Origin of the sequence: Enterocloster sp. OA13 (genome assembly GCF_022440595.1) — a bacterium.
GTDB classification, from domain to species: Bacteria; Bacillota; Clostridia; order Lachnospirales; family Lachnospiraceae; genus Enterocloster; species Enterocloster hominis.
Genome location: NZ_JAKNTF010000001.1, coordinates 480,807 through 495,937, shown reverse-complemented (window position 1 = coordinate 495,937; position 15,131 = coordinate 480,807). Strand labels below are relative to the sequence as shown.

Annotated in this window: 16 protein-coding genes, 3 tRNA genes and 1 pseudogene; 2 read left to right on the top strand and 18 right to left on the bottom strand. The window is 50.1% G+C overall.

What is annotated here, in order from left to right:
• Positions 1 to 3 precede the first annotated feature (3 nt).
• The 17 genes and pseudogenes from MCJ35_RS02320 to MCJ35_RS02240 form a co-directional block, all read right to left on the bottom strand.
• The gene (locus MCJ35_RS02320) at positions 4 to 1,638 is read right to left on the bottom strand and encodes a GH3 domain-containing protein (RefSeq protein WP_025483199.1); all 1,635 of its coding nucleotides are present in this window, start codon (positions 1,636 to 1,638) and stop codon (positions 4 to 6) included.
• A 4-nt stretch (positions 1,639 to 1,642) separates the two neighbouring features.
• On the bottom strand, positions 1,643 to 2,194 hold the full coding sequence (locus MCJ35_RS02315; protein ID WP_025483200.1) for a hypothetical protein: 552 nt from the start codon (positions 2,192 to 2,194) through the stop codon (positions 1,643 to 1,645).
• 502 nt (positions 2,195 to 2,696) lie between these two features.
• Positions 2,697 to 2,769, bottom strand: a tRNA-Thr gene (locus MCJ35_RS02310).
• A gap of 109 nt (positions 2,770 to 2,878) precedes the next feature.
• Positions 2,879 to 3,058 (bottom strand): hypothetical protein, encoded by a 180-nt coding sequence (locus tag MCJ35_RS02305; protein WP_008721688.1) that lies wholly within the window; start codon positions 3,056 to 3,058, stop codon positions 2,879 to 2,881.
• 468 nt (positions 3,059 to 3,526) lie between these two features.
• The gene (locus MCJ35_RS02300) at positions 3,527 to 4,474 is read right to left on the bottom strand and encodes an L-lactate dehydrogenase (RefSeq protein WP_025483201.1); all 948 of its coding nucleotides are present in this window, start codon (positions 4,472 to 4,474) and stop codon (positions 3,527 to 3,529) included.
• 173 nt (positions 4,475 to 4,647) lie between these two features.
• Complete coding sequence (locus MCJ35_RS02295; protein ID WP_008721682.1) at positions 4,648 to 5,709, bottom strand: type IV pilus twitching motility protein PilT; 1,062 nt, start codon at positions 5,707 to 5,709, stop codon at positions 4,648 to 4,650.
• A gap of 93 nt (positions 5,710 to 5,802) precedes the next feature.
• Positions 5,803 to 6,282, bottom strand: a complete 480-nt coding sequence (locus MCJ35_RS02290; protein WP_025483203.1) for a hypothetical protein — start codon at positions 6,280 to 6,282, stop codon at positions 5,803 to 5,805.
• Between the two features lie 35 nt (positions 6,283 to 6,317).
• Positions 6,318 to 6,833: a hypothetical protein gene (locus MCJ35_RS02285; RefSeq protein ID WP_025483204.1), complete on the bottom strand. Its 516-nt coding sequence runs from the start codon at positions 6,831 to 6,833 to the stop codon at positions 6,318 to 6,320.
• Entirely contained in the window at positions 6,826 to 7,320 is a 495-nt protein-coding gene (locus MCJ35_RS02280) for a DUF4860 domain-containing protein (RefSeq protein WP_008721676.1), read from the bottom strand. The genes MCJ35_RS02285 and MCJ35_RS02280 overlap by 8 nt, the downstream gene beginning before the upstream one ends.
• Complete coding sequence (locus MCJ35_RS02275; protein WP_025483205.1) at positions 7,317 to 7,661, bottom strand: hypothetical protein; 345 nt, start codon at positions 7,659 to 7,661, stop codon at positions 7,317 to 7,319. Before MCJ35_RS02275 ends, MCJ35_RS02280 begins: the two co-directional genes overlap by 4 nt.
• A 12-nt stretch (positions 7,662 to 7,673) precedes the next feature.
• Positions 7,674 to 8,732, bottom strand: a complete 1,059-nt coding sequence (locus tag MCJ35_RS02270; protein ID WP_008721671.1) for a type II secretion system F family protein — start codon at positions 8,730 to 8,732, stop codon at positions 7,674 to 7,676.
• Between the two features lie 15 nt (positions 8,733 to 8,747).
• Positions 8,748 to 9,719, bottom strand: a complete 972-nt coding sequence (locus tag MCJ35_RS02265; RefSeq protein ID WP_330507571.1) for a transglutaminase-like domain-containing protein — start codon at positions 9,717 to 9,719, stop codon at positions 8,748 to 8,750.
• Positions 9,720 to 9,750: 31 nt separating this feature from the next.
• Positions 9,751 to 10,494, bottom strand: a complete 744-nt coding sequence (gene rlmB, locus MCJ35_RS02260) for a 23S rRNA (guanosine(2251)-2'-O)-methyltransferase RlmB (protein ID WP_008721666.1) — start codon at positions 10,492 to 10,494, stop codon at positions 9,751 to 9,753.
• An 80-nt stretch (positions 10,495 to 10,574) separates the two neighbouring features.
• Positions 10,575 to 11,036: pseudogene (locus tag MCJ35_RS02255) on the bottom strand (Mini-ribonuclease 3); the annotation flags it as partial.
• Positions 11,021 to 12,430: a cysteine--tRNA ligase gene (gene cysS, locus MCJ35_RS02250; protein ID WP_008721663.1), complete on the bottom strand. Its 1,410-nt coding sequence runs from the start codon at positions 12,428 to 12,430 to the stop codon at positions 11,021 to 11,023. The pseudogene MCJ35_RS02255 and the gene cysS, both read right to left, overlap by 16 nt.
• 72 nt (positions 12,431 to 12,502) lie before the next feature.
• Positions 12,503 to 13,045: a 2-C-methyl-D-erythritol 2,4-cyclodiphosphate synthase gene (gene ispF / locus MCJ35_RS02245; RefSeq protein ID WP_008721661.1), complete on the bottom strand. Its 543-nt coding sequence runs from the start codon at positions 13,043 to 13,045 to the stop codon at positions 12,503 to 12,505.
• A 126-nt stretch (positions 13,046 to 13,171) separates the two neighbouring features.
• Positions 13,172 to 14,098 (bottom strand): diacylglycerol/lipid kinase family protein, encoded by a 927-nt coding sequence (locus MCJ35_RS02240; RefSeq protein ID WP_025483208.1) that lies wholly within the window; start codon positions 14,096 to 14,098, stop codon positions 13,172 to 13,174.
• Between the two features lie 191 nt (positions 14,099 to 14,289).
• Between MCJ35_RS02240 and MCJ35_RS02235 the strand changes: the two genes are divergently transcribed.
• A tRNA-Val gene (locus tag MCJ35_RS02235) sits at positions 14,290 to 14,362 on the top strand.
• Between the two features lie 21 nt (positions 14,363 to 14,383).
• A tRNA-Met gene (locus MCJ35_RS02230) sits at positions 14,384 to 14,457 on the top strand.
• 328 nt (positions 14,458 to 14,785) lie between these two features.
• On the opposite strand, the gene MCJ35_RS02225 is transcribed toward MCJ35_RS02230, so the two are convergent.
• Positions 14,786 to 15,046: an N-acetyltransferase gene (locus MCJ35_RS02225; protein ID WP_234852296.1), complete on the bottom strand. Its 261-nt coding sequence runs from the start codon at positions 15,044 to 15,046 to the stop codon at positions 14,786 to 14,788.
• Positions 15,047 to 15,131 lie beyond the last annotated feature (85 nt).

Genomic DNA, 15,131 nt, shown 5'->3' with positions numbered 1-15,131 from the left:
CAATCAGTATCTCCTCTGCCTGTCAAACAGCTCCTGCATCTTCACCAGATCCTGCACATCGTGTATGGATGGGTTAATATGCCGCAGCTTTTTTCCTGTCTTGTTCTTATATTCCTTAAACGTACCGCACCTTAATATGGTAACCTCCAGGGGATCCATGCCTAGGATACGTTTTAGATCATGGTAATCCTGGTCCACATACTTAAAGTAAATGGTAAGATGCTCCTTCAGAAGTTCCCTGCTGACCGCCCGGTTCACCACTGAACCAGGGGACATTTCCACGTACATATGCAGATAAGGACGTCCCTTATCAACAGTGAACTCCTTAAGCGCCACCCAGTCCTCCACCTCCAGCCCTGAAAGGCCGATGACATTCTGGATGGAATTTTCTGATATCCTGGTAAATCCGGCAATATCAATGATATCCGGCACCCGGTCCATGTACTCAAACCGGGGAATCCTTGTCTCATCATCCTTGCTGGTAAGCCCCAGGCACCGGTACATATCCCCCACCCGGTATCTGGCAAAGGCGCCGCCCCTCAGCACGGTGGGCACAAGTTCATAGACTTCTCCCGGAACCACCTCATCCATGCAGACGGTCCTTGGCACATAGGACGGGTCATCCATATTGCGGTACATCTCCTCCTCCGGAATGAACTCATAAAAACATGCGTCCGGGAAAAAGTACAGACCGTTGCGGTTCCATGTCTCCGTGCCCACAAAGCTTGGCTCCGTGCCTGCAAACACCTCCACCGGCCTTACGCCCCACAGTTCCTCCAGATCATCCTTGTAGCACCGGTTATCCGTGCCCGCGCACAAAAAGCCCTTGAGTTTAAAAAGGTCCTTTGGCATCAGCGGCCGTTCCTCTTTCCTGCACTGTTTTTTAGCCCTGAGATACTTAAGGGTCATGGACGGAGGCATGGTGAACAGCTTCTTAAGGCTGGATCCGCCCTTCCTGCCGCTCTCGGAAAGACTTGCGACACTCATGCTCACATAGTAGGCAACGCTTCCCATCCCGAAGAAGAAATCAATGCCTTTACTTAACCCCATCTTAAAGCCCCGTTTGTTGCGCTCGGAAAAGGTCATATCCACAGCCTCTTTTACAGGCGGAAGGAATTCCATATGGAACTGGTCGGACAGCCCCAGCGGGATCAGGCCCGTGATATAAGGCAATGGCGCCAGGCCATAGAGGAACGTGTCCCCGATATCAATATCAAAGCTTCCCCTTCCCTTGCTTGTGGCCATCATAAGACAGGTTATGATATTATTCTTAAATGTCTCAAGCATACCGCTGGTATAGGGCGCCACTTTAATAGGATGTTTCCCGCCTTCCCATGTAGTCTGGATCCATATGATGGGCTTGTCCGGCAGCATATCCTCCTTTTTCAGGAGAAGCACATCCGCATAATCGTCATAGGTGGTAAGGGGCACCATGGACCGGAACTCCTCAACCGTTGCCGGATTCCTGCCCTTCAGTATCTTTTTTCCGATGGGGCTGCTGCACCAGAGCCGCATCTGCTCCGCCAGCAGCCTTTTCTGTATCTTCATATAGGAATCCATATCCAGGTCCAGGAACCCGCAGTATTCCTGCCATATCCTGTCATACTCCTGGTTCACAAGCTTTTCCTCAAATGTCATAAACTCACCGCCCCTTTTTCATTTTCGGTAACAAAAATGGCACAGACCTCCGGTAATCCTCATAATCAGAAAATTCCCTTACAAAAATATACCGGTCCTGATACCAGGCATACAACAGATTAAGAAGTGACAAAACAAGGCAGAACACAACACGCTCCCCTGTTCCTGTAGACATCCCAAGACAGGAAAAGCAGCCGAAAAACCACCAGATACCCGGATGGCGGCACCAGCCGTATATGCCCGACCTGCACGCCTTATGCTGGTCAGCCTCCCTGCAATAGGTACTGTCAAAGGGAAGGGCAAAATACAGGGTGTAGATAAGGCCTGCCAGGCATACTGCGGACAGGCACAGCCAGAATGCCAGGGACAGGCCTGCCCCCGGTTTCCCTAAGCTGAGTGAAAATGCCTCAAGGACCAACCGGACCGCCACCACGGCCAGGCACATATTCCCGGCTGCAAATAATGGATTCATCCAGCTTTTTTTTACAAACACACGGTTCCAGTCATATATAAAAAACATTGCAAAGGCTCCCAGGCCAAGCATCCAGTCCAGCATCATTACTCCCCCTGCCCAAACAAAAAACGGAAGCCAGTATTATCTAAAATATCTGACTTCCCAACGTTATCTTCCACCTGTTTTCCCATAATCCCCTCCATATATGATGCAGCCCGTGTAACCGGCATTGTCTCCTGTGAAACGCCCCACAAAAAGATTGTATTTTACGGACAATATCCATCTTATCACAAATAGGCCAAAAACGGAAGGGATTACCCCGGATATTATTTTTCTATTTCCAATTATTTTTGACTTATTTTGTAATTATGGGGAATATTCTAGTAATTACGGACAATTTAAATGCCCCTCCCTGGTATTTCTGCCTGGATAGATACAGGCATGATATCCATTGGACAGGTTCCGGCAAAAACGGTGAGGAATCAAAACAAGTTCATTTTTATTTTTGCAAACATATTGCAGCTTTTTGTCAAGCTTCCACGCAAAAGCAGATGCATCTGCACAAGTGCACAAAAAAACCCTTGAAAATTCAAGGGTTTCACCGAGCTGCTGACGGGAATCGGACCCGTGACCTCCGCACTACCAATGCGACGCTCTACCGACTGAGCCACAGCAGCTTTTATTTTGTTCCGCTCACGCGAACCTTGTATATATTATCATGAGGGGAGAAATTTGTCAACAATAAATTTGAAAAAGTTTTCATTTGACTCAAAATCCCAGGAAGGATCATATCAGCGGCCGATGGATCTGTATTGTCCCTTCGGCTTTCAGGGCTTCCACAATGGAGGAAACCTTATCCTGGGGCATATATAATTCATTTGATACCTGATAGGCCGTGGGTGTGTACCCATGCCTCTTTGTAAATTCTTTTATATAAAAAAGTACCCTATCCCTGTTGTCATTCATAGTATGCTACCTCTTATCTGCGTGATATATGGGATAGTATGCCCCAGAATCAGGAATATCATACACAGCCCCAGCTATCCTTATAATCCCTATTCCTTCCACTTCCTCAGTCTTTCTTTACACTTATCCACAATTATGATACTACCAGATATAGATAAGCACAATACCTACACCAAATATCTTGTACTTCCGGTGGATAATGGGGATAAATATGTGGATATCCTGTTAATTGGGTGTGGACAGATTTTAAGCGCATAAAAACAATAAAATCGTAAAGTTTTTCACATTTAATTTATAGACTGCTCAAACTTTGGTCACAAAAGTCCTGTATACTGTAGTCATAAACAAGGAACCAATCCTTTTGATATAGATTTTCCATACAAAGCCGGTACGTTGTCCCCCATCGTACCGGCTCCTCTCATTCTTAGTGCCAGGCTCCTCTTATCCTCAGTGCCGGCTCCTCTTATCTTAAAAAATCCCGTCGAAACTCTCCCGCAGCGTATCGCATGATCTGCCCAGCTTATCCAGTTCATCCTCTGTCAGCGACAGAGGAAGCACGCGCTGGATCCCATTCTGGTTGATAATACAGGGCACGCCCACATATACATCCCGCTGTCCATATTCCCCCCTGAGCATGGCTGACACGGTAAGCACACTGTGTTCATCCCCAAGGATGGCTTTGGTAATCCTGGTCAGGGCCATTCCGATTCCGTAGTAGGTGGCGTTCTTGGCTTCAATTATCTTATAGGCAGCAGTGCGCACCTCTTCTTCTATCTCGTCAAACCTTCCCCTGCATCCCTCATCCCCGGATTCATTGCAGAGTTCCAGGATGGGCTTGGTGGCCAGAAGGGCCTGGCTCCACGGCACAAACTCACTGTCCCCGTGCTCGCCCATGACATAGGCGTGGACATTCCTTGGATCCGCTTTCAGATAATCCCCCAGAAGGTAACGCAGCCTGGCCGTGTCCAGGGCGGTTCCGCTGCCCAGCACACGTCTTGGATTAAAGCCGGAAAGGGTGCATGTTATCCTTGTCATGATATCCACCGGATTGGTCGCAACCAGGAAAATACCATTAAAACCAGATGATGTCACAGGGTCTATGATGGAGCGGAACACCTCCGCATTGCGTTTGAGCAGATCCAGCCTGCTCTCCCCTGGCTTCTGGGCAACCCCTGCACAGATCACCACGATATCCGCATCCGAACAGTCCCCGTACCCGCCTGCATATATGGTCATGCTGGAATTGGCGAATGCAAGGCCATGGTTCAGATCCATCGCCTCCCCCTCCGCCCGTTTCTTATTCACATCTATTAACACCAGTTCATCACACACTGACTGGTTGAGCAGGCTGTATGCATAGCTCATGCCTACCATTCCTGTACCCACAATTACTACTTTCCGTTTATCAACTTTCATAAAAGACTCCTTTCCCCGGATATCTGCTTCCCCTGCCATAAACATGACAGGATGTATTTCCAGACACGCTCTGGATATAGTATATCTGGAAAGGCTTATCCTTATTCCACGGATCAGCAGCCCGGTATGTAACTTCGATATATAGCCGGACGCCTGCTCCTGAATCACTCCTGTTACCTGGACAGCTTCTTTTCCATCAGCTCACTGTTACTGCTGTAAGCCACTGCATTTTCACGTGATATGGCGCCGTCCCGGTAAAGCTTGATCAGGCTGTTGTCCATGGATATCATGCCCTCCTCCTGGGACGTGGCAATGACTCCGTCAATCTGATGGATTTTAGATTCCCGTATCATATTGCGGATTGCGTTATTCAGGAACATGATTTCAAATGCAGGCTGTACGCCACCGTCCAATGTCGGTATCAGCTGCTGCGATATGACTGCGTCCAGCACCATGGCCAGCTGGGTCCGAATCTGCTGCTGCTGGTTTGGAGGGAATGCGTCAATGACACGGTCAATGGTATTGGCCGCGCCAACCGTGTGCAGGGTGGACAGGATCAGATGACCTGTCTCAGCCGCTGTCATGGCAATGCTGATGGTCTCATAATCCCTCATCTCGCCTAAAAGGATGACATCCGGCGCCTGCCTTAAGGACGCCCTGAGACCGCTTACATAGCTGTCCGTATCCGTCACGATCTCCCTCTGGGTCACAACGCTCATCTTATGCCTGTGGAGATACTCAATGGGGTCCTCCAAGGTAATGACATGGGCATTCCTGGTGCGGTTGATTTCATCTATGATACATGCCAGGGTGGTGCTTTTCCCGCTGCCGGCCGGGCCTGTCACAAGCACCATTCCCTTGGTCAGCCTGGACACATCGATAATGCTCTTTGGCAGATGCAGCTGCCCCGCATCCGGCAGTTCAAACCGGACCACCCGGATGATGCCTGCCAGGGAACCCCTCTGCCGGAATACACTGGCACGGAACCTGGACACACCTGGAATGGCAAAGGAGAAGTCATCATCCCCATGGCTCTGTACCTTTTCCATACTCCGGTTCTTGGCCAGTTCATAAATCTGTTTAATCATACCATTCATCTCGTCAGGCATGATCCTGTCATCTCCCTGATAGATGATCCGGCCCCCTATCTTATAGGAAAAGGGCATGCCGGGAATCAGGAAAATGTCCGCCGCATCCTTTTCCACTGCCGATGTAAGTAATTCCATAACATTCATATATCTATGCTCCTTTATACCATTCTGTATACGCGTTCTCCGAAAAACCAGATACCCTCATGGAGTCCCAGCCGTCCCTTTAAGGCCATCGGCTTACCCTTCTGTGGGAGCCTCCCCGCCCCAGACCGGCATCGATGTATCAATCTCATACTCCTCACTGTTATACACATACCAGGATTTTACCTCGTACCTCTTTTCCCCGCACATCAGCACCAGTTCGATGCGAAGGGACCGGCCCCTGTCCATTGGTATGTCCGTGGATATAAGCCCGGTTTCCCTGTCATAGAGGTCTCCCAGCCTGTCTTTTATCTCCAGGCTGCACTGGGCGGAATCCTGGCCTTTCCCCATTTCTTCCATAAGGACCCCATCCACATCCTTCAGCCACTGCTGTCCTTCATTGTCAGCCTCATAATACCCCTTTACCGCATCCGCATTGCGCCTTGCAAGCTTTAAATCCCCCTGGGCGCTGCTTAAGGAAAGCAGGCCAAAGGTGGCCATGCACAACACAATGAATATCAGTATCAGTGACGAGGCTCCTATACTCACTTTATTCCTGGAACTTTTTTCTGCCATCTGCCATCTCTCTCCTGTACATGATGAATCATACCTTACTGCGCCTCATAGCTTTCTGTCTGCAGGCGGTAGAGAAGTTCCCCCCTGTCATCCCCTTTGCCGTAACGCAGGACCAGTACATCGGTCCTTCTCATGCCGTCCACCGTGCCCTGGTATATAATCCCCAGGTACGGCGTGTTGAAGTCTGGTTCCGTTACCCTCCAGCTGCTGTCCCAGTAAATGGCATGCATTCCCTCATAGCCGTCACTTTCCACCAGTTCCCTGTTCCATTCAGCATAATCTTCATTTTCATCATCTGCTTCCGCCAGATGCTGCCAGATATTCCGGTCCGGCTGCTGCTGGCTCCAGCGCGGTTCTGCGCCGGCCTTCAGCTCCTCGGTCAGGCTCTCTGCCATAAGCACTGCCTGGTTGATGTCCCTGGCTTCCCGGCTGATATTGTCCGACTTTGCAAAAACCATGACGCAGATGCTGGCACAGATAATGAAAAAACCTACCACTACCAGCATTTCCATTAAAAATGGCCCTGAACCGGACCCGCTTTTCCTATTCATCCGCCTCAAGTCCTCCGCTTCTTAAGGATAGGCTCACAGCGCCTCCGCCTTCCCCAAGTGTCTCAATGCGAAGCAGCTTCCCATCCTTTGACAGGTCAAGCCCTCCGCACTCCAGTATGGTCAGGCCGTCCTCCAGTCCCAGTCCGCTGGATGTATCTGTAAATAACTCCCGGATGGTCCCATCCTTCCAGTAAATCCAAGTAACATATTCAGAATCCCCGATTTCCTGCTTCATCTCAAGGACAGGAATCCCGTCCACGTCCACCACATCCACAAGGCCTGCCCGGTCTCCCTGGCGCACCTTGTTGGCAATATAGCTGAGGGCCGTATTGCCCGTGTAGCTTGCATCGCTGCGCACCGTAATGTTCTCATATACCCGGCTTCCGATCAGCACGGTAAAGAGGGCACTCAGAACAAATACCAGAAACAGCAGCATGGTAAAAAGCACACTCATCATATGGCCTTTTTTCTCTGTCTTCTGAATCATTCTGATGCCCCCTGCTCTTCTATGGGTATGATGTTGATCTCCGGCATTACATTGGATGCAAAGCCGTCATAGAACACATTATATTTTTTGCGGTTAATCTGTACACCGTAATTTTCTTCCAGATACTCCACGCTGGGCGGATAGCGCCCTTCAATGGCGTAGCACTGGACCGAAGCCCGGGTAACCGCTTTCTTCAGGGTTTCCTCTTCCCTGCTTCCGGTCCTGCCTGCAAAGCTTATCACGGCTCCCGCAAATATTGCAACAGCAGCAGCCATGGCCGCCGCTGACAGCAGGTAGCCATAGATGCTGCTCTTTTCCTTTTTCCTGTTTTGAACCTTCATAATCCGTCCTCCTTATCCGATTGCGGATAACACTCCCACCAGAGGAAGCATGACAGACAGAAGCACCAGGCCCACGGATACTGCCAGCACCGCCACAATGGTGGGTTCGAACCTGGCTATCATATTATCAATGGAGGCATCGGCGGCTTCCTCGTAGTCCCCCGATATCTCCTCCATGACACTGTCCAGATGGCCGCTTCTGCTTCCCACCTTAATCATCTGTATGTAAAAACCGGAGAACAGCCCGGTATCCTTCATGGACTGGTAATAACTTTCCCCCACCTGCAGCTGCTCCGAGCATCTGCTGATACGCTCAGCCACCTTTTCATTGTCCACAAGTTCCTTTGCCAGCTCCATGCCCTTTTCCAGTTCCATCCCGCATTTAAGGGTCAGGGAAAGGACTGCAGTAAAGCGGCGGTTGGCCACTGCCAGGGCAATCTTGCTGCGGCATTTGACATAATTGATGAACCGCTCCACCAAACCGAACTTCCTGCCAAACCTGGACGCCACCCAGATACCGCCTGCCAGCAGTCCCAGGAGGGCAGCCACAACCAGGGCCGCGCCGCTGAACAGGCCGCCCAGACGGATGGCGGACAGCGCCACCGGCGACATCTGCGCCCCCAGCTGTTCATATACCTTGTTGAACACAGGCATGACCCGTGTAAACAGGACAAACAGCACCACCAGAAGCATGATTACCATCATGACAGGGTAGGTCACTGCATTCTTAATGGCCTGTATCAGCCGGTATTCCTTTTCATAATATACGGACAGGGATTTCATCATCTGGTCCATGGTTCCCGTGCTCTGGCCCAGCTTTGCCATCTTAACCACATAGTCCGGGAATACCTTGGTATCTTCCAGGACCTTAAAAAACGGGTCCCCCAGTTCCACGCCCTCCGCCATGTAGAGCAGCATGTCCTTTTCCTTTTTGTCAGCCGCATCCTCTGCCATGATGGCAAGCCCCTCATCCAGGGGTACCGCTGACTCCAGAAGCAGGGATACCTGCAGGCAGAAAGCTGCCAGTTCCCGGTAGGAATAGCGGTAATATGCCTCACCTTGCTTTTCCATGTCATTGCCTCCCAATTAATAGCTGTATTTGGCCTTATAGTTAGCGCCGTTGCCGATATACTGCATGATTTCCTGGCTCTGGCCGCTGGAGGACGCAAATGTGGGATCCATCAGTTTCCAGCTGTTGCCGTCAAAATAAATCACATTGTCCACCCAGCCCTGACCTTCCAGATAAACATTGATCCAGGCATGATACAGGTTGCCTGTATAACCAACCACCAGCTTGGTGGGTATGTCCTGGGAACGCAGCATGGCTGTCATCAGGGCCGCATAATCAAAACAGATACCCTTTTTCTGCGCCAGCACCACGTCCACATTGGGAAGGTAGCCTGACTGCACGGATGTGGCCTTGGCCGTGTCATAGGTAACATTGCTGATGACATAATTGTAAATATCAGTCACCACGCCAATCTGGTCCGCTGCGCCTGCTGCCACGGCAGCGCCCGTCTGCACGGCAGCGCTGGCAGAGTTAAAATTCACATACTGGTTCGGATATAAAAATGGCCCGAACTGGTTGGTGATACCGGCGTCAATGGACTGGCTGAAAGCCTGGGAATACTGGTTGCCCTGGATATTCTCAAATACCTTCACCTGATAGGAGCCGCTGCCCTCTGACAGCGGGAATACTTCGTACACCCCGCTGTTATTCAGATCATATGTATAGGTCTCAGAGCCGCTTTTTGTAATCTGTATCTTAATCTTTCCCACGCTTCCTGTGTACTTGACCATGATATAGCCCTCTGATACATTGGAAGCATCCAGGGTAGCCTTCTCATTCTTATAGGTGGTCACGCCGGAAGCAATGGGGGTCCGCACATAACTGCCGGCAGGCTTATTATATAAAGGCACCTGGGTATCTTCTATCACCACCGCATCCCGGCCGGACCCGGCCCATGCCGCAGCAGCCGGGAGACTTCCCGATACAATGGCCGCGGCCGCGACGGCAGCTGTTAACTTTATAACTGGTTTACGTATTATTCTCATCATAAATTCACCTCCTGCCTGCCTATGGGGAATATTATGGCATCATGCGCTGTCTCACGATTTCATATGCCAGGACCCCGGCTGCCACGGATGCATTCAGGGAATCAATATCGCCCTTCATGGGAATGGAGGCCGTCATATCACAGTGTTCCCTGACCAGCTTGCCAACGCCTTCCCCTTCATTACCAACCACAAGCCCAATGGGGCCTTTCAGGTTCACCTTATACATGATGTCGCCGCCCATGTCCGCGCAGACGAACCACATCCCCTTTTTCTTCAGGTCTTCCATGGCAGCCGTCAGGTTGGTGACCTTTGCAACCGGGGTATAGTTAAGGGCGCCTGCGGATGTCTTGGCAACCGTGGCTGTAAGCCCTGCCGCCCTCCGCTTGGGGATGATGACACCGTGTGCGCCTGCCAGGTTGGCTGTCCTTATGATGGCCCCCAGGTTATGGGGATCCTCTATGCCGTCTAACAGGATGAGGAACGGCGGTTCCCCTTTCTCCTCTGCAGCCTTCAGCATGTCCTCCACCTCTGCGTACTCATAGGCCGCCGCATAGGCAATCACGCCCTGATGCTTCCCTGTCTCCGATATCTGGTCCAGACGTTCCCTGGCAACGTAATTCACAATGGTATCATGTTTCTTGGCTTCCCTCACAATGGTGCGCACGGGTCCGTCCTGACAGCCGTCCAGCACGAACAGCTTATCAATGGTCTTGCCGGAACGGAATGCTTCCAGAACCGCATTACGCCCCTCTATGGTCAGTTCTTCATATCTCATGTCATGTCTCCTGTCTCTTCCACAGCCCCGGTATCTGCGGCTGTCCTATCCTGCGCTGCCTGCCCATCCATGGCAGCCGTTTCATCTTCCCTGCCCGGCAGTTCCCCAAGCCTTATGAGGCCCTGGCTTACCAGATATACCAGCCTGTCATACCGTTCCTTAAGGAACAGCCAGCCCGCCAGGGCTTCCAGTCCCGTGGCCGTCCGGTAATCAATCACCGATGCGTTCTTGGCCGTTGTCACGGATTTGGCGTTGCGCCCCCGTTTGTACACGGCGTGTTCTTCCTCTGTCAGCAGGTCTTCAATGGCCCTTATAAGGGCTGCCTGGGTTCCTGCCTTAACCAGTCCGGCGCTGCGCTTGTGCATCTTATTCACCTGCATGCTGCCATAGTTGACGACCCTGGAACGGATCATGAGTTCATACACCGCATCCCCAATATAGGCCAGAACCAGTGGCGAGTACATATTCGCGTCCACTGGTTCAAGATTCATACACTGTTTATAATATGTCAGAAAATCAACTGAAGTTACACTCTCTTCCACTTTACGCCCTCTCTGGTATCTTCCAGTACAATGCCCATATCAAGAAGCTTTCCGCGGATTTCATCTGCCAGTGCAAAATCCTTATCTTTTCTGGCCTGCTGTCTGGCCGCAATCATTTCCTCAATGTCGCTGTCCAGCACTTCTTCCTTCTTCTCAGTTATGATGCCCAATACATCGCACAGCTGCTCAATGTTCTTCTTAAGGAAGGACACATACGCCTTGGTGCTGCCGGAATCAGCCGTTGTATTGGCCAGCTTCACCAGCTCGAAGACAACCGAGATGGCATCCGCTGTATTGAAATCATCGTCCATGGCTTCCTCGAACCTGCCCAGCAGCTTCCCTGCCTCTTCCATGCTGCCCTGCTCCGCACAGGTTTGTGCCGCGCCCTCTGCCTTTGCCTCCAGGTCCCGTAACTTATCCACACAGGTCAGGATACGCTCCAGGCCGTTCTTAGATGCCTCCATCAGGTCGGCGCTGAAGTTAAGGGGACTGCGGTAATGGGCGCTGAGCATGAAGAAACGCAGCACCTGTAAATCGTACTTTTCGCTGATTTCACGGACCGTAAAGAAGTTGCCCAGGGATTTGGACATTTTCTTATTATCAATGTTAAGGAATGCGTTGTGCATCCAGTAGGTTGCAAACGGTTTGTCATTGGCGCACTCGCTCTGTGCAATTTCATTCTCATGGTGTGGGAAAATCAAATCCTCGCCGCCCGCATGGATGTCAATCTGCTCGCCCAGATAGCGTTTGGACATGACGGAACACTCAATATGCCAGCCCGGACGTCCGTTGCACCAGGGTGACTCCCAGAAAGGCTCCCCTTCCTTTTTCGGCTTCCACAGCACGAAATCACTTGGGTCTTCCTTCCCCTCCTCGCCGGTCACCTTAATCTCGCGGAAACCGGACTGCAGCTCATCCAGATTCTTATGGGACAGCTTGCCGTACTCCTTGAAGGAACCAGTCCTGAAATAAACCGTACCGTCCTTTGCCACATACGCATGGCCCTTGTCAATCAGGGTCTGGATCATCTCCAGCATACCACAGATTTCCTGGGTTGCCTGGGGATGTACCGTGGCCGGCTTGACATTCATGGCCGCCATATCCTTTTTGCACTCCTCAATATAGCGCTGTGAGACAGTGTCCGCGTCCACGCCCTCTTCAATGGCCTTCTTTATGATCTTGTCATCCACATCCGTAAAATTGGATACATACTTCACATCATAGCCCTTATACTCAAAATACCTGCGCACTGTGTCAAATACAATCATGGGCCTTGCGTTGCCGATGTGGATCAGGTTATACACCGTGGGGCCGCATACATACATCTTGACCTCGCCCGGTGTCAATGGCACAAATTCCTCTTTTCTTCTGCTCAGTGTGTTAAATATCTTCATACTCTTATTCTCCTCGTGGATAAATTCTCTCTTATCTACCTGATTTTCCTTAACCTTTATATGTCTTTTATCTCATCCCCGGCCACAGCCAGGACAGCTTTTACAGCCCTCAGACATCATTTTATTATCATAGCAGTAGTCTGCCGGTTCCGTCAATAAGGTAATTGCCTGAGAAGAAATCCCTTCCCCTGTTCCTGTAAAGCCAAGCCCCTCCTCTGTAGTGGCCTTGACACTGACCCTTCCTGCATCCAGGTGGAGGGCCTCCGCTATATTGGCCGCCATCTGCGGCCTGTACGGTGCAAGCTTAGGTTTCTGGGCAATGATGGTTGCATCGATATTCTCAATCACATACCCCTTCTCATCCAGAAGTTCCCCTACCCTTCTTAACAGTTCTATGCTGGAAATCCCTTTATATGCAGGGTCCGTATCCGGGAAATGCTGTCCGATGTCCCCCAGCGCGGCTGCCCCTAAAAGGGCATCCATCACTGCGTGGACCAGCACATCTGCATCCGAATGGCCAAGAAGCCCCTTTTCATAGGGAATGGCCACTCCTCCCAGAATCAGGCTGCGGTCCTCTGCCAGCTTATGAACATCGTATCCTTGTCCGATTCTCATAGATTCTCCTTACTATATGCTTTACCATATACTTTCTTATCTTCTTAAATCATATGCTTCCATATGCTTCTTACCTTGGTTTTCTTTCCATGGGTTTCTTTACCATGGGCATCTTTCCATGACGTACTATACCATCATCCTTACCTTCCTGGCAATACATCCCGCCTGGATATCCGTCTGGAGGCCGCAGTTCTCACCATCCGCATGGACCGGAAGGGCCGCCTCCGTATGGATGGCAATCTCCCTGCACTCAAAGCTGCGCACTCCCTTCTGCTTTCCCTTACGCCTTGTGAGGGCTGAAAGCAGGACCGGAATCAGCCTTGCCTTGGCGGCATGGCTGACCACGCATATATTCATCTTCCCATCACTTCCATCCGCTCCCGGTGCAAACAGGAAGCCGCCGCCTTCTGAAGGCTGTATGTGGCATGAGATGAAAAGGATATTATTAAATTCTACTTTCTTCACCCCGTCCAATACGATATAGCCCTTGGAGGACTTACATCGGAAAAACTGGCGTATCCCAAAGATGATATAAGAAAGTCTTCCCAATCCCATACGGCTTAAACGCCTGCTGCACCCGCATGACAGTACATCCTGGCACACAGATGCATCATAGCCAATTCCCGCGCTTACAAGGAAACGCCGGTGTGACAATTCATGCTCCCCGTAAGAAAGCACGCCATAATCTATCATGGTAAAATGCCTGGGTGTCAGCTGCTTTTTCAGGCACTTAAGCACACTTCTCGGCATGCGGAGACTCCGGGCCAGGTCATTACCCGTGCCGGCGGGTATATATCCAAGGCTTAAAGGCGCATGGAAAGAAACGCCGTCCAGGACCTCATTCATGGTCCCATCGCCGCCGACCGTGATGATGTAGCGCGGCTCGCGGACACCATCGGTCAGCTTCCTGGCAATGAGCCTGGCATCGCCAATCCCCTCTGTCAGGAAAGCTTCATATTCTATATTATGATTGTCCATATAGCGGGCCATGGCCTTCCAAAGCTTCATGCCTCTGCCGCTTCCCGCGTTGGGGTTTACGATAAAGTTATACATGAGGGGTATGCAAAGTCCTTTCCAGTGCATTGATTAATTTCTAATATCTGTCGATTATTATACCATAATCCCATATAAAACACTAAGAAAATTTCTATAAAAAAAATAGTTAAAAAAGTCTTGACAATTACCACAATTTATCATATACTGTACAGGCAGTCGCGATTGAGCTGCTGCGAAGCCTGGAATGTGGGGTCTTAGCTCAGCTGGGAGAGCATCTGCCTTACAAGCAGAGGGTCACAGGTTCGAGCCCTGTAGGCCCCACTACCTACCAAAATTTAATATGGCGGAATAGCTCAGATGGCTAGAGCACACGGTTCATACCCGTGGTGTCGAGAGTTCGAATCTCCCTTCCGCTACTTCTTAACATCCCTGAAAGCTTGAGGAATCAAGTGTTTCAGGGTTTTTGCTTTGGAAAATCTTTGATAACACTTTTATATTGCCATTCTTTTGTTTGCAGCTTTTTCTAATTCCCGTTCCCTCTCAGATACGTCTTTTGGTCAAAACAATAATTATTCAAGGATCTTCTATTGAATAGTATCAAAAAATGAGCTTACTCTGTCTTAGGGTAAACTTAGGAATGTTATGCCAATGGCCTACGCTTTATCCGCCAAAGGCGAAGCAAGAATAATTCGTACACAGTTCGCAATGGCTCTCATTATAGAACAAACTGTTCATTCGCTTGTGTTATTGCATCTTTTTTTCAAGAATAAAACTTCCTTCTTCAATGTCTTTGGGGTTTTCAATTCTTACAACATAGAATCCGCATTTATTGATGTAAAAATTATGATTTCTACGAGAAAAAATAGGGGTTTCTGTTTTCCATACCTCCGTATCCGAAAACTCATGTTCAACAAAATCCCATACTAATTTTCCAATACCTTTGTTCTCTGCTACCGGGTCAATAAACACATTGCCAAGAAAGTTTTGCTTGGTGTCTGCATTAATCCAAAGTATTATTGCACCAATAACCTTTCTATATCCTCATCCTCTTCCCCCTTCACGCCCAATCTTTGGCATAGGCGTTGATAGG

Excerpts from the sequence above, each read along its gene's own strand:
- MCJ35_RS02320 (WP_025483199.1), bottom strand. The coding sequence starts at position 1,638 with ATGACATTTGAGGAAAAGCTTGTGAACCAGGAGTATGACAGGATATGG.
- MCJ35_RS02315 (WP_025483200.1), bottom strand. The coding sequence starts at position 2,194 with ATGCTGGACTGGATGCTTGGCCTGGGAGCCTTTGCAATGTTTTTTATA.
- MCJ35_RS02305 (WP_008721688.1), bottom strand. The coding sequence starts at position 3,058 with ATGAATGACAACAGGGATAGGGTACTTTTTTATATAAAAGAATTTACA.
- MCJ35_RS02300 (WP_025483201.1), bottom strand. The coding sequence starts at position 4,474 with ATGAAAGTTGATAAACGGAAAGTAGTAATTGTGGGTACAGGAATGGTA.
- MCJ35_RS02295 (WP_008721682.1), bottom strand. The coding sequence starts at position 5,709 with ATGAATGTTATGGAATTACTTACATCGGCAGTGGAAAAGGATGCGGCG.
- MCJ35_RS02290 (WP_025483203.1), bottom strand. The coding sequence starts at position 6,282 with ATGGCAGAAAAAAGTTCCAGGAATAAAGTGAGTATAGGAGCCTCGTCA.
- MCJ35_RS02285 (WP_025483204.1), bottom strand. The coding sequence starts at position 6,833 with ATGAATAGGAAAAGCGGGTCCGGTTCAGGGCCATTTTTAATGGAAATG.
- MCJ35_RS02280 (WP_008721676.1), bottom strand. The coding sequence starts at position 7,320 with ATGATTCAGAAGACAGAGAAAAAAGGCCATATGATGAGTGTGCTTTTT.
- MCJ35_RS02275 (WP_025483205.1), bottom strand. The coding sequence starts at position 7,661 with ATGAAGGTTCAAAACAGGAAAAAGGAAAAGAGCAGCATCTATGGCTAC.
- MCJ35_RS02270 (WP_008721671.1), bottom strand. The coding sequence starts at position 8,732 with ATGGAAAAGCAAGGTGAGGCATATTACCGCTATTCCTACCGGGAACTG.
- MCJ35_RS02265 (WP_330507571.1), bottom strand. The coding sequence starts at position 9,719 with ATGATGAGAATAATACGTAAACCAGTTATAAAGTTAACAGCTGCCGTC.
- rlmB (WP_008721666.1), bottom strand. The coding sequence starts at position 10,494 with ATGAGATATGAAGAACTGACCATAGAGGGGCGTAATGCGGTTCTGGAA.
- cysS (WP_008721663.1), bottom strand. The coding sequence starts at position 12,430 with ATGAAGATATTTAACACACTGAGCAGAAGAAAAGAGGAATTTGTGCCA.
- ispF (WP_008721661.1), bottom strand. The coding sequence starts at position 13,045 with ATGAGAATCGGACAAGGATACGATGTTCATAAGCTGGCAGAGGACCGC.
- MCJ35_RS02240 (WP_025483208.1), bottom strand. The coding sequence starts at position 14,098 with ATGTATAACTTTATCGTAAACCCCAACGCGGGAAGCGGCAGAGGCATG.